Below are 12,864 nucleotides of genomic sequence, written 5' to 3'. Positions count from 1 at the left end.
ATTAGCGTTCACGTGGTGACTCAGAGGGAATAAGGGGATTACCGATTACGGCTCCGAGCGGAAGGAGCGTCGGTGACCGAACCGCACGACGGGGAATTTCCGGACGGCCTCAGCGCGGCAGAGCTGGGCATGTGGCAGTCCTTCAGGACCGGGACCACCTACGACCTGCGCGCCCGTGACGGGGTGCGCGACGATCCCTTCGCCCCGCACGTCTGGGGCCCCGAACGCAGCGTGGAGGCCCGGGTCGTCGCCCGGCTCCTGCTGAGCGGTCCACAGCCCCGGCCGGGGCGGGTGGCGGCGCTGAAGCTCCGCGGACTGCTGATCACGGGCAGGCTCGACCTCGCCGGCGGGCGCGTCGATCCGTACGTGGAGCTGACGGGCTGCCGCTTCGAGGAGGAGGTGCTGCTGCCCGAGTGCCACTTCACGACGCTGCGGATGGTGGGGTGCGCCCTCCCCCGGCTGGAGGCGGCACGGCTGCGCACCGAGGGCGACCTCCATCTTCCGCGCTGCCGGGTCGAGCGCGGGATCCGGCTCACGGACGCCCAGATCGGTACGGATCTGCTGATCAGTCAGATCGACATCGGCCCCGACCGGCAGGGGCGGGCGCTCGTCGGTGACGGTCTCACGGTCGCCCAGGACCTGCAGGCCGAGATGATCGAGACGCTGGGCGAGCTGAGCCTGCGCGGGGCCACGGTGGGCGGTTCGCTGAGTCTGCGCGGCAGCCGGCTGCGGGCGACGCAGGGACGCCGCGCGCTGAACGCCCCGCAGCTGAGCGTGGAGCGGACGCTGTACATGAGCGAGGCCTGGGTCAGCGTGGACACGGGGAACCAGGGCACCACTCCCCCGTACGGCATCACGAACTCCCCGACACCAGCCCGCGGCACCCGCCCGCAGGTCTTCCGGTGCCGGGGAGGGGTCCGCCTGGACGACGGGCGCTTCGGGGACGCGGTCGACCTGCACAAGGCCGTCTTCGTGCTGGCCGGCCACGAGGAGCTGTCGCTGCGCCGGACGGTCGTACCGGAACTGCGGTTCAACCCGGAGCGCCCCGCCCGGGGACGGGTGGTGCTCAATGGGGCGAAGGTCGTCACGCTCATCGACGTGTCGACCAGCTGGCCGGGCCCGGGCGGTCTGGCGATGGGCGGCTTCGTGTACGAGAACCTGGTCCCGTACGGGCACTTCCCGCTCTCCCGCCGACTGGAGTGGGTGGCTGCGGCGACCCCCGAGTACGTGCCGGAGCCGTACGAACGGCTGGCCGCCGTGCTCCGCGGCAGCGGGGAGGACGCGGACGCCCGCGAGGTGCTGCTCGCCAAGCAGCGGCGCCGGCGCGAGACGCTGCCGCCCGCCGCGAAGCTCTGGGGCTTCGTCCAGGACTGGACGGTGGCGTACGGCTACCGGCCGGGGCGGGCCGCGGTGTGGATGGCAGTGCTGTGGGCGGCGGGAACGGTGGCGTTCTCACGGTACGAACCGGCGTCGCTCAAGGGCAGCGAGCATCCCGAGTGGAACCCCGCGCTGTACGCGCTGGACCTGCTGGTGCCGGTGATCAATCTCGGCCAGGACGGTTACTGGCGGATGGTGGGCGGCTGGCAGTGGATCGCGGCGGCCCTGATCCTGCTCGGATGGATACTGGCCACCACCGTCGCGGCCGGCGCCTCACGGCTGCTGCGCCGCGGGTGACCGCAGGCGCGGCCCTCCGGAGAACATTCCCGGGGCCGCGCCCTTGCGCCGACAGGACCGACGGCGGCCGAACAGATGCGCCCGGGCATCGCACACACCACCGGTCACTCACACCCGGAGCAACAGGAACAGGCCAGATTTCGCGCTTTCCTTTACTCTTTCTTGGCTCCGGACAGGGCAACCCATCCACTCGGCACCAAAGCTTCACAGCGCTTCTCTGGCGCCCGCCCCGACCAGCGCTTTTCAATGGTCTGCACCATGCCTTTCCTCCGCGCTCTGCTCCGTACCGCGCGCGTGATCCGGCACACCCCGGAGCTGTCCGCCGGGTTGCCCGCGGACCATGCGGTAATGCTCGACGCCCCGGACGAGCGACTCTCGCCCGCTCTGGTGGCCGCCGCCCTCGGGGAGTACGAGCCCGCGGCGAAGCTGCTGGCGACGACCCGGGACGCCGCCGACTGGGAGAGCCGGGACCGCTATCTGAACCGGCTCGTCGCCTTCGCCCGCAACCGGGACGGCTGGCTCCGCGACTGGCTGGCCGTCGCCCCGCGCGACTGCGACGCGATCCTCGTCAAGGCCCAGCTCGCGGTCGAACGGGCCTGGGAGTCACCGGCCCGCGCCGAGCAGCTGCGCGCGATCGGACCGATGATCACCGCGGCGGCCCAGAGCGATCCGCGCGATCCGGTGCCCTGGCGCCTCGCCCTGGACCACGCCCGCGGTACACATGCCACGCACACCACGTTCGAAGCGCTGTGGGAGCAGGCTCTGCAGCGCTCCACGCATCATTACGGCTGCCATGTCGCCGCCCTCCAGTACCTCTCCGCCGCCTGGTACGGCTCGCACCGCGAGTGCTTCGACTTCGCCGAGCGGGCCGCCGAGGACTCGCTGCCCAGCTCCCTGGTGCAGGCGCTGCCGCTGCGGGCCGCGTTCGCGGTGCTCACCGAGGGGCCGGGGGCCGGGTTCACCTCGGTGCAGGAGGAGCGGATCGACGCAGCCGCGGATCTGGCGATCTCGCTGTCCGGCGCCTTCGCGCCCGGCGACCCGTGGCCGGCCGAGGTGCGCAATCTGCTCGCGTACGTGCTGGTGGTGCGAGGCCGCTGGGGCGAGGCACTGGAACAGTTCCGGCAGATCGGACCCCATGCGATGTCCTTCCCGTGGGCCTCGGTGTCCGACGATCCGCTCGGCAGGTTCCTCGACGCACGGGACGGAGCAAGGCTCAGGGTGGCCTCCGGGACGCCCCTCGGCCACCGGGCCGACCGAGGACGGGCCCGCGGCCATTACGCTTGACCGTTGTGACCACCGCTCGCCTGCCTCTGTTCCCGCTGAACGCGGTGCTGTTTCCCGGCCTTGTGCTGCCGCTGAACGTCTTCGAGGAGCGTTATCGCGCCATGATGCGCGAACTGCTGAAGACCGATGAGGACGAGCCCCGGCGCTTCGCCGTGGTCGCCATCCGCGACGGCCGCGAGACCGCCCCGACGGGCTCGGGCATGCCGGACGCGATGACGGTTCCCGTCGAGCGCGGCCCGGCGGACGGCTTCGGCCCCGACCCCGTCCAGACCTTCCACCGGGTCGGCTGCATCGCCGACGCGGCGAAGATCCGGGAGCGTTCGGACGGCAGCTTCGAGGTGCTGGCGACCGGCACCAACCGGGTGAAGCTCCTGTCCGTGGACGCGAGCGGCCCGTACCTCACCGCCGAGCTCGAAGAGCTGGAGGAGGACCCGGGCGAGGAGGCTGAGGCGCTCACCGAAGGCGTCCTGCGGGCATTCCGCAGCTACCAGAAACGACTGGCGGGCGCGAGCGAGCGCTCCCTGACCACGGGCGCGGACCTGCCCGACGAGCCGTCGGTCGTCTCCTACCTGGTCGCCGCCGCGGCGGTCCTCGACATCCCCGCCAGGCAGCGGCTGCTCCAGGCCCCGGACACCGCGACCCGGCTCCGCGAGGAACTGACGATCCTGCGCTCCGAGACCGCCGTCATCCGCCACCTCCCGTCACTGCCCGCCGTGGACCTCACCCGCACTCCGACCCACCCCAACTGAGCGACCGGAGGGCCACTCCCCCGTGGCGAAGAAGCCGAAGAAGCAGCCCCAGTCGGGCGGCACCCCCGCGACGGTCGCGCTGACCGCTGCGGGCACGGAGTTCACGGTGCACGCGTACGAGCACGACCCCGCGTCGGCCTCCTACGGCGAGGAGGCGGCCGAGGCCCTCGGTGTGTCCCCCGACCGGGTGTTCAAAACCCTCGTCGCCGACGTGGACGGCCGTCTGACGGTCGCGGTCGTCCCCGTGGCCGGCTCCCTGGACCTGAAAGCCCTCGCCTCGGCTGCCGGCGGCAAGCGCGCCACCATGGCGGACCCGGCGGCGGCGGAGCGCACCACGGGCTACGTGCGCGGCGGAATCTCCCCCCTGGGCCAGCGCAAACGGCTGCCCACGGTGCTGGACGCCTCGGCACGGACCCACACGACGATCTGCGTATCGGCGGGCCGCCGCGGCCTGGAGGTCGAACTGTCCCCCACGGACCTGGCATCCCTGACGAACGCGCTCTTCGCCCCCATCGGCCGCCCAAGCGCCGGCCAACCCGGCGCTTGAGGGCCGGACAACCACTCCCAGCCCGCCCCCCACTCACGGCCCGGACACCCATACCCAGCCCGTCCCCCACTCACGGCCCGGGCAGCCACTCCCAGCCAGCCCGGCGCTTGAGGACCGGGGTCCGGGGCAGAGCCCCGGTTACGGGAAGGGGCGGGTAGGGGAAAGGCCCCGCGCAGCGGCCCCGCTCACCCCCGGCAGGCGACGCAGGCGGCCCAGACACCGGCCCCGCACCCCCCGCAGGCCCCGCGCAGCGGCCCGCTCACCCCCCGGCAGGCGGCACCGGCGGCTCGGGCGAGGCCGACGGCGAGGCCCCGGGCGCGGACGACGGCCCCGCCCCGTCCCCGTACGACGGACCCCCCGAAGGCCCCCCGTGGTACACCCCCCACTCCGGCTCCGGATCCCGCGGCCCGAACACCGCCGTCAGCCCCAGATGCACGGCCATCGCCGCCAGCGACCACGCCAGCAGCGCACCCTTCGCGTGCAGTTCCAGGGGCGCGTCGAAGATCACGCCCTTGCCGACCTCGCGCGCGTGGGCGACCACGTCGTCGGTCGGGCCCAGCCGGGTACCGAGCTGCCACGCCACGAGCGAGCCGAGTACGCCGCCCACCGCGAGCGCCACCACGAGGGCGATCCCGCCCTTCCGGTGGAACAGGAAGGCCACTCCCGCGGAAACCGCACCGAAGGCCAGCGCCAGCAGCGCGAACGTGCCGTCGGCACCGATCGCCTCCTCGCCCTCGCTGTCGCTGAGGAAGACGGCCGCGTCGTCGGAGACCAGCGGAACGCGCGGCGCCAGCCACAGCCAGAGCAGACCGAGCGCGAGCCCCGCGACCGTCACAGCGACGGCGACGACGGCCGCCCGTCGCAGTTCCGAACGGAGTTCGCCGTTCTCCGGCGACCCCAACAGGGTTCCGAGGCGGGAGCCGCCGGAGCCACCCCCCTCCGGCGGCTTCTGCCACGGGTCGTGGGGCGAGGGCTGGTGCGGCGGCGTCAGAGGTGCTGTCACTGTGCCATCGTGCCAGGCGCCCCTGGGGCGCGCCTCACCGGACCGCCGCCCTGCGGTAGGCCCAGGTCGCCACGGCGAGCGAGAGGACCCCCACGACGGCGCAGACGGCGAGGTCGAGGGCGACGACGGCCCAGTCGGGGTGGGCGTCGAAGGACCGGGAGAGCGCCTCGACGCCGTACGTGGACGGCAGCAGGTCACGCGCCCAGCCGATCGGCTCCGGCAGCCGGGCCGCCGGGAGCACGCCCAGCAGCAGCGCCGCGGACATGCCGAGCTGTCCCAGCAGCGTGGCGAGCTCCTGTCGCGGCGCGAGCAGCCCGAGGGCCGCGCCGAGTCCGGAGAGGGCGGCGCCGGAGAGCGGGATGACGGCGACGAGGACCCAGAGGTGGGTCATCGGCAGCCCGAACAGCACGCTGCCGGTCACGGCCGTCACGATCGTGCCGGGCACGGTGAAGGAGGCGTACGCCCCGGCCGCCCCCAGCACCACCGCTGCGGGCGGCACCGGCAGGGTCGCGTAGTGGTCGAGTCCGCCGCCGGCCCGCAACTGCCCGAAGTACTGGGCGAGCAGGTTCAGCGCGACGAAGGCGACGACCAGGACGCTGGACCCGGCCACGACGGCGCGCGCCTCGGTGCCCCCGTCCACGACCCCGCGCATCAGGACCATGATCCCGATGGACTGGAAGGTCGCCACGAAGAGCAGCGGGATGCGGGCCACCCTGGCCCGGGACAATTGCGCCCGGTAGACCGCGGCGAGCGAGGGGAAGAGCCGGGCGCGCGGGGCGAGCGGCGCGGGCGCCCGGTCGCTCTGCGCGCCCCCGGCGCCACCTGTCGCCGGACCGGACCGGCCGTGGAGCCCGGGCCGGCCGGACACCGCTTCCGCAGGAACGATGCTCGTCACCTGGCGCTGCTCCTGTTCGGTCCCTGCCCGGCCGCACACCCGCACCGGTCCGTTTCGGCCGCTGTGGCCACCGCACTCGTCCGACATCGCGTCATGACTTCACCAGCCCCTTGGTCTCGTCCCCGCCGAGCGCCAGGTAGACATCTTCCAGGCTGGGGGTCGCCAGGGTGAAGTCGTCGAGTGCGGCGAAGGCCGCGCCACCGGTCACGGCGGCGACCGCCGCCCGCGCCTCGTCGGGCCCGAGCCGCAGCACCCAGCGGCGCCCCGACTCCTGGGCGGACGGCCGGAGCGCGGCGACCTCGGGCACGTCCAGCGGTGCCCGCTCGCGCCACACCAGTTCCACCCGGACCTCGCCCGCGACCCGTGCCTTGAGCCCGGCCGGGGTGTCGCAGGCGATGACCTTGCCGCGTTCGATGACGGCGACCCGGTCGAGGACGGTCTCGGCCTCGATGACGTTGTGGGTGACCAGAAGCACCGTCGCACCGCGTTCGGCACGCCGCCGGTCGACGGCGGCCCAGACGGCGCGCCGGGCCACGGGGTCCATGCCGGTCGTCGGCTCGTCGAGGACGAGCACCGGGCGCTCCCCGACCAGCGCGGCCGCGACGCAGGCGAGCCGCCGCTGCCCCCCGGAGAGCTTCTTCAGGGGACGGCCGGCGAGTTCAGCGAGGCCGAGTTCGCCGAGCACCGCGTCGCGTTCGGCGCGGGCCTCGCGCACCGGCAGGCCGCGCAGCCGTCCGGTGGTCTCGGCAGCGAGCCCGACGGTCAGCTCGTCGAGCGCGGTCGACTCCTGCCCGAGGTAGCCGATCAGCCGGGAGGCCCGTTCCGGGTGGCGGACGAGGTCGTGGCCGAGCATGTCGACGCTGCCCGAGTCGGGCTTCATCAGTCCGGTGAGCTGTCGCACCAGGGTGGATTTGCCCGCGCCGTTGGGGCCGAGCAGGCCGAAGATCTCACCGCGCCGGACGTCGAGGCTGATGCCGTCGGTGGCGCGTACCTCGGGGGTGGCGGGGGCGCCCCGCCGGCCCCGGGCCGCAGGGTAGGTCTTGACCAGATCACGCACCACGCACACAGTGCCGTTCGCCGTCTGCGCCTGTGCTGTGCCCGTGCTCACGAGGTACGAGGGTACGGGGTCCGGGGACCCGCATTACGCCCGGGGCCGCACCGATCGGACATCAACGCAGCACATACCGGCCGGGTTGAGCGCCGTGCGTACCGATGCGGGCTCAGTCGCCGGACGAGGCGGCGGTCTCCGGCTTCCCCGCGACGGCGGCGTGCCGTTCGGCCGCCGGGGTGTGCTTCTCGCCCGTCGGGGCGTGCTCCGCGGCGGCCCGGACGTCGATCTCGCGCCAGAACCCCGCGCGGATCGCGTACCGGTCGTGCTCGTCGATCTGGTCGTCCTTGTGGGCGAGCAGCCCGAACCGGGCGGCGTAGCGCAGAAGCTCACCGTCGATGCGGTGCGGGACGCGGGGGTACATGGTGGACAGCTTCTGCAGGTGGACGGTCTCCGGCAGGCGTTCCATCCAGCGGCGGGCGAAGACCTGGCCCACCTCGAAGGGATCGCCGCCGACGGTGGTGATGTCCTCCTCCCGGTCCGCCCAGCGCTGTTCGGCGCTGGTGAGCTGGGCGAGCGTCGGCAGCGAGGCGGTCTCGGGCGGTTCACCCAGGGGGCCGCCGCGCTCCACCCAGCCCCGGTCGGACGACCAGCGCAGAGTCGCGCCGGCGGGCTGCGGGGCGGGGTGCTGCCGGTCCGCCCGGTCGGCGGGGCCGCGCAGGGTGCCCGCGAGGTCCTTCGGGGTGGGGACGCCTCGGCCGCCGTGGCTGTGCGCGGTGTGGCCAGGGGGCTCGTCGGGCGGCGCGGGCGTGCCGTTGCGGGCGGCTTCGGCCTGGGCCTCCTGCGCCCGCTCGGCGGATGCCGCGAGGGCCGCCTCGGGCAGGGGCGCGGAGAGGATCGCGGCGATCTCGGGGCGCGGGACGGGAGGAGGGGCACAGGCGCCGCCGGTCTCCTTGGCGCGCACGGCCTGGGTGATCCAGGCACGGTCCAGCACGCGCCGCTCGTCGGCCTCGGCGACCAGGTCCTCCGACTGGTTGTAGTCGCCGTCGGCGGCCTGGACGGCCCAGAGGTGGACGGCGACGCCGTGCTCCTTGGCGGACATCAGGCCGGGGAGCAGGTCCCCGTCACCGGTCACCAGGACGACGTCCGAGCAGGCCCGGTTCCTGGCCAGTTCGGTGAGCTCGGCGTGCATCGCCGCGTCGACACCCTTCTGCGCCCACCGCCCGTCACTGCGCGTCAGGGCGCCCAGCCTCACCGTCACCCGCGGCATGACGCGCAGCCTGCGGTGTTCCGGCTGTGGTACGCGGTCGGGGGCGCCGTCGAACCAGTAGATCCTCAGCAGCGGCTGTGCCGTATCGGCCTCGGCCCGCTCCCGCAGCCCCTGGATCAGGGCCGCGTGGTCGACGGTGATGCGGGACCGGGCGGGCTCTCCGGCCAGCAGACTCGCGGCTGCGCCCAGCAAGTAGCCGGCGTCCACCAGGACGACGCAACGGTCCACGCGTTCCACCCTCTTCCAGGAATTCGGGAACGGGTTCAGCGGGTCCGTCTTGGCTGAAGGCACGGATCCGCTTACTCAGGGTTTCCTTCGAGTCTGCCCGACCGCGCGAGGGTTGACGGCCGGAACTCGATCATCGGCGTGGCGGATCCGGAAAACGGCGCATCATACCCCCTCACTACGCACGGTAATGATCCAACATGCGATGTTTATCCGATTATGTGAATCTGACAGCGGTCCTGGCCCCGAGAGTCCTTATAGGAGGAACACCATGGCCAAGAACAAGAACCGCAAGCAGGGCAGCCAGCAGGAGCGCGCGTCCGAGTCGGAGCGCGGTGCTCAGGAGGCACGGTCCACGGCTTTCGAGTCGCAGAACCAGCCCCAGGCGCAGTCCCAGGGCAGCCCTGCCGATGTTGCGCGTAAGCATCAGCGGCGCTTCGGCCACAACTGACCGGACTTCTCCGGTACGGCCACAGGCCGGTAGCCGAGAGGGGCGCACCCGCTGTCGCGGGGCGCCCCTCTCGTGCGTGCGCGAGCGGTGACTCAGCCGGCCAGGCAGGACGGGCCGAGGAGCACCTTCAGGTCACCGAAGAGCGCCGGGTCCGCCTTCACCCGGTGCCGGTCGAGGCGGAGCACCGTCGTCTTGCGGGGGCCCTGCAGCTTGATCCGCACCTCGGTGTCGCCCCGGTGGCTGTTGAGCACCTCGCCGAGCCGGCTGACCATGGGCGGGGTGATCTTGACGGTGGGGATGGTCAGGATCACCGGGGCGTTGGTACCCGCGTTCGAGATGTCCGGGACCTGCATCTCCATGGCGACCAGCCGGGGCACGTCCTCGCGCTTGTCGAGCCGTCCCTTGACGAAGACGACGGTGTCCTCGACGAGCTGGGTGGAGACCAGCTGGTAGGTGGCCGGGAAGAACATGCACTCGATCGAGCCGGCCAGGTCCTCGACGGTGGCGATGGCCCAGGCGTTGCCCTGCTTGGTCATCTTGCGCTGGAGGCCGGAGATGATGCCGCCGATGGTGACGATCGCGCCGTCGCTGTGCTCGCCGCCGGTGAGCTGCGAGATCGCCGCGTCGGACTTGTCGCTCAGCACGTGCTCGATACCGAAGAGCGGGTGGTCGGAGACGTAGAGCCCGAGCATCTCGCGCTCCTGGGCCAGCAGGTAGGACTTCTCCCACTCGATGTCGGAGAACTCCACGTCGAGCCCGAAGCCCGGCTCGTCGCTGTCCTCCTCACCTCCGCCGAAGAGGTCGAACTGCCCCTCGGCCTCCTTGCGCTTGACCTGCACCACGTTGTCGATCATGGGCTCGTGGTGCGCGACGAGGCCCTTGCGGGTGTGGCCCATCTCGTCGAAGGCGCCGGCCTTGATCAGCGACTCCACGGTCCGCTTGTTGCAGACCACGGCCTCGACCTTGTCGAGGAAGTCGGGGAAGCTGCTGTACTTCCCCTTCGCCTTGCGGCACCGGATGATCGAGTCGACGACGTTCTGGCCGACGTTACGGATGGCCGTCAGTCCGAAGAGGATGACGTCGTCACCCTGGGCGGCGAAGTTCGACTCCGACTCGTTGACGTTCGGCGGGAGCACCTTGATGCCCATGCGCCGGCACTCGTTGAGGTAGACCGCCGACTTGTCCTTGTCGTCCTTGACCGAGGTGAGCAGCGCCGCCATGTACTCGGCGGGGTAGTTGGCCTTGAGGTACCCGGTCCAGTACGTGACCAGGCCGTACGCGGAGGAGTGCGCCTTGTTGAAGGCGTATCCGGCGAACGGGACCAGCACGTCCCACAGCGCCTTGATCGCGGCGTCGGAGAAGCCGTTCTTCTTGGCGCCCGCCTCGAACAGGACGAAGTTCTTCGCCAGCTCGTCGGCCTTCTTCTTGCCCATCACACGGCGCAGGATGTCGGCCTCGCCGAGCGAGTACCCGGCGACGATCTGGGCGGCCTTCTGCACCTGCTCCTGGTACACGATCAGGCCGTACGTGAGGCCGAGGACCTCCTTGAGCGGCTCCTCCAGCTCCGGGTGGATCGGAGTGATCTCCTGGCGGCCGTTCTTGCGCTCGGCGTAGTTCGTGTGCGAGTTCATGCCCATCGGGCCCGGCCGGTACAGGGCCGAGACGGCGGAGATGTCCTCGAAGTTGTCGGGCTGCATCTGGCGCAGCAGGGACCGCATCGGCCCCCCGTCGAACTGGAACACCCCGAGCGTGTCGCCGCGGCAGAGCAGCTCGTACGTCTTGGGGTCGTCCAGCGGCAGCGCCAGCATCTCCAGGTCGATGCCCTTGTTGGACTTCACCATCTTGATGGCGTCGTCCATGATCGTCAGGTTGCGGAGCCCCAGGAAGTCCATCTTCAGCAGGCCGAGCGACTCGCACTGCGGGTAGTCCCACTGCGTGATGGTGACGCCGTCGGTGTGCCGCACCCAGACCGGGGCGTGGTCGACGATCGGCTCGCTGGACATGATGACGCCTGCGGCGTGCACGCCCATCTGCCGGACCAGGCCCTCGACACCCTTCGCGGTGTCGATGACCTTCCGGACGTCCGGCTCGTTCTCGTACATCCCCCGGATCTCACCGGCCTCGCTGTAGCGCGGATGCTTGGGGTCGGTGATGCCGTTGAGGTCGATGCCCTTGCCGAGGACGTCGGCGGGCATGGCCTTGGTGAGCCGGTCACCCATGGCGTACGGGTAGCCGAGGACGCGGGCCGAGTCCTTGATCGCGTTCTTGGCCTTGATCTTGCCGTAGGTACCGATCATGGCGACCTTGTCGGCGCCGTACTTCTCCGTGACGTACCGGATCACCTCGACGCGCCTGCGCTCGTCGAAGTCGATGTCGACATCGGGCATGGAGACGCGCTCGGGGTTCAGGAAGCGCTCGAAGATCAGTCCGTGCTCGATCGGGTCGAGGTCGGTGATGCCCATCGCGTACGACACGATCGAACCGGCGGCGGAGCCTCGGCCGGGGCCGACCGCGATGCCGTTGTTCTTGGCCCACATGATGAAGTCGGCGACGACCAGGAAGTACCCCGGGAACCCCATCTGGATGATGATGTCCATCTCGTACTCGACCTGCTTCTGCCGGTCCTCGGGGACCCCGCCCGGGAAGCGGCGGTCCATCCCGACGCGGACCTCCTCCTGGAACCAGGTGATCTCCGTGTAGCCGTCCGGGATGTCGAACTTCGGCATCAGGTCGCGCTTCTCGAACATCCCGGTGGTGTCGATCTGCTGCGCGACGAGCAGGGTGTTGGCGCAGCCCTCCTGCCAGGCGTCCGAGGAGTCGACGCCGTACATCTCGTCGGTCGTCTTGAGGTAGTAGCCGGTGCCGTCGAAGCGGAAGCGGTCCGGGTCGGAGAGGTTCTTGCCGGTCTGGATGCAGAGCAGCGCGTCGTGCGCCGTCGCCTCGCTGGCGTAGGTGTAGTGCGAGTCGTTCGTCACGAGCGGCGGGATGTTCAGCTTCCTGCCGATTTCGAGGAGCCCGTCACGGACCCGTCGCTCGATCTCGATGCCGTGGTCCATCAGCTCCAGGAAGTACTTGCCCTCGCCGAAGATGTCCTTGTAGTCGGAGGCGGCCTGGACCGCCTCGTCGAACTGTCCGAGCCGCAGCCGGGTCTGCACCTCTCCCGAGGGACAGCCGGTGGACGCGATCAGGCCCTCGGACCACTGGGAGATGGTCTCCTTGTCCATGCGCGGCCACTTCTGCAGCCAGCCCTCGGCATAGGCGTCGGAGGACAGCTTGAAGAGGTTGTGCAGCCCCTTGGCGTTCGACGCCCAGATCGTCTTGTGGGTGTAACCACCCGAACCGGAGACGTCGTCCCGCTTCTGGTGCGGCTGGCCCCACTGGATCTTCCGCTTGTGCTTGCGCGACTCCGGAGCCACGTACGCCTCGATCCCGATGATCGGCGTCACGTTCGCCTTCTGGGCGGAGTGGAAGAAGTCGTACGCCCCGTGCAGGTTGCCGTGGTCGGTCATCGCGATATGGGACATGCCCATCTCGTTGCACGCCTCGAACATGTCCTTGAGCCGCGCGGCACCGTCCAGCAGCGAGTACTGGGTGTGGACGTGAAGGTGCGTGAAGGGCGGCTTGGTCACGGCGCTGTGCCTCCGGGGGAAGTGGGAGTGACGGAGTGGGGGCGTCCGCCGAGGGGGACAGCGTGGAAGTCTACGTCTCCCGGGTCACG

10 protein-coding genes are annotated in these 12,864 nt (G+C 71.2%); 5 read left to right on the top strand and 5 right to left on the bottom strand.

Going from position 1 to position 12,864, the window contains the following annotated elements; genetic code table 11:
* The first annotated feature begins 72 nt into the window (after positions 1-72).
* The 4 genes from ABZ434_RS05780 to ybaK all read left to right on the top strand — a co-directional run bounded on the left by ABZ434_RS05780 (position 73) and on the right by ybaK (position 4,254).
* Entirely contained in the window at positions 73-1,674 is a 1,602-nt protein-coding gene (locus ABZ434_RS05780; RefSeq protein ID WP_359132387.1) for an oxidoreductase, read from the top strand.
* A 246-nt stretch (positions 1,675-1,920) separates the two neighbouring features.
* Positions 1,921-2,958, top strand: coding sequence for a hypothetical protein (locus ABZ434_RS05775; RefSeq protein WP_359132386.1), 1,038 nt, complete (start codon positions 1,921-1,923; stop codon positions 2,956-2,958).
* A 5-nt stretch (positions 2,959-2,963) separates the two neighbouring features.
* On the top strand, positions 2,964-3,707 hold the full coding sequence (locus tag ABZ434_RS05770; protein ID WP_359132384.1) for an LON peptidase substrate-binding domain-containing protein: 744 nt from the start codon (positions 2,964-2,966) through the stop codon (positions 3,705-3,707).
* Positions 3,708-3,729: 22 nt separating this feature from the next.
* Positions 3,730-4,254: a Cys-tRNA(Pro) deacylase gene (ybaK, locus tag ABZ434_RS05765; protein WP_359132383.1), complete on the top strand. Its 525-nt coding sequence runs from the start codon at positions 3,730-3,732 to the stop codon at positions 4,252-4,254.
* 259 nt (positions 4,255-4,513) lie between these two features.
* Here ybaK and ABZ434_RS05760 read toward each other — a convergent pair whose 3' ends face one another.
* The 4 genes from ABZ434_RS05760 to ABZ434_RS05745 all read right to left on the bottom strand — a co-directional run bounded on the left by ABZ434_RS05760 (position 4,514) and on the right by ABZ434_RS05745 (position 8,707).
* Positions 4,514-5,257, bottom strand: a complete 744-nt coding sequence (locus ABZ434_RS05760) for an ABC transporter permease (RefSeq protein WP_359132382.1) — start codon at positions 5,255-5,257, stop codon at positions 4,514-4,516.
* Positions 5,258-5,291: 34 nt separating this feature from the next.
* Positions 5,292-6,152, bottom strand: a complete 861-nt coding sequence (locus tag ABZ434_RS05755) for an ABC transporter permease (RefSeq protein WP_359132380.1) — start codon at positions 6,150-6,152, stop codon at positions 5,292-5,294.
* Between the two features lie 91 nt (positions 6,153-6,243).
* Entirely contained in the window at positions 6,244-7,218 is a 975-nt protein-coding gene (locus ABZ434_RS05750) for an ABC transporter ATP-binding protein (protein WP_359132574.1), read from the bottom strand.
* 154 nt (positions 7,219-7,372) lie between these two features.
* Positions 7,373-8,707 carry an NYN domain-containing protein gene (locus ABZ434_RS05745; RefSeq protein WP_359132572.1) on the bottom strand — a complete coding sequence of 445 codons (1,335 nt, stop codon included), beginning with the start codon at positions 8,705-8,707 and terminating at the stop codon, positions 7,373-7,375.
* 259 nt (positions 8,708-8,966) lie between these two features.
* Between ABZ434_RS05745 and ABZ434_RS05740 the strand changes: the two genes are divergently transcribed.
* Positions 8,967-9,146 carry a hypothetical protein gene (locus ABZ434_RS05740; RefSeq protein WP_326735693.1) on the top strand — a complete coding sequence of 60 codons (180 nt, stop codon included), beginning with the start codon at positions 8,967-8,969 and terminating at the stop codon, positions 9,144-9,146.
* A gap of 92 nt (positions 9,147-9,238) precedes the next feature.
* Here the strand turns inward: ABZ434_RS05740 and dnaE are convergent, their stop codons facing one another.
* Positions 9,239-12,775, bottom strand: a complete 3,537-nt coding sequence (gene dnaE / locus ABZ434_RS05735; protein WP_359132378.1) for a DNA polymerase III subunit alpha — start codon at positions 12,773-12,775, stop codon at positions 9,239-9,241.
* Positions 12,776-12,864 lie beyond the last annotated feature (89 nt).

Source organism: Streptomyces sp. NPDC005761 (genome assembly GCF_040630635.1).
Classification (GTDB): domain Bacteria; phylum Actinomycetota; class Actinomycetes; order Streptomycetales; family Streptomycetaceae; genus Streptomyces.
This window is presented reverse-complemented; position numbering and strand designations above follow the sequence as displayed.

Bases quoted from the DNA above. Each gene is read 5' to 3' on its own strand.
- ABZ434_RS05775 (WP_359132386.1), top strand. From the start codon at position 1,921: ATGGTCTGCACCATGCCTTTCCTCCGCGCTCTGCTCCGTACCGCGCGC.
- ABZ434_RS05740 (WP_326735693.1), top strand. From the start codon at position 8,967: ATGGCCAAGAACAAGAACCGCAAGCAGGGCAGCCAGCAGGAGCGCGCG.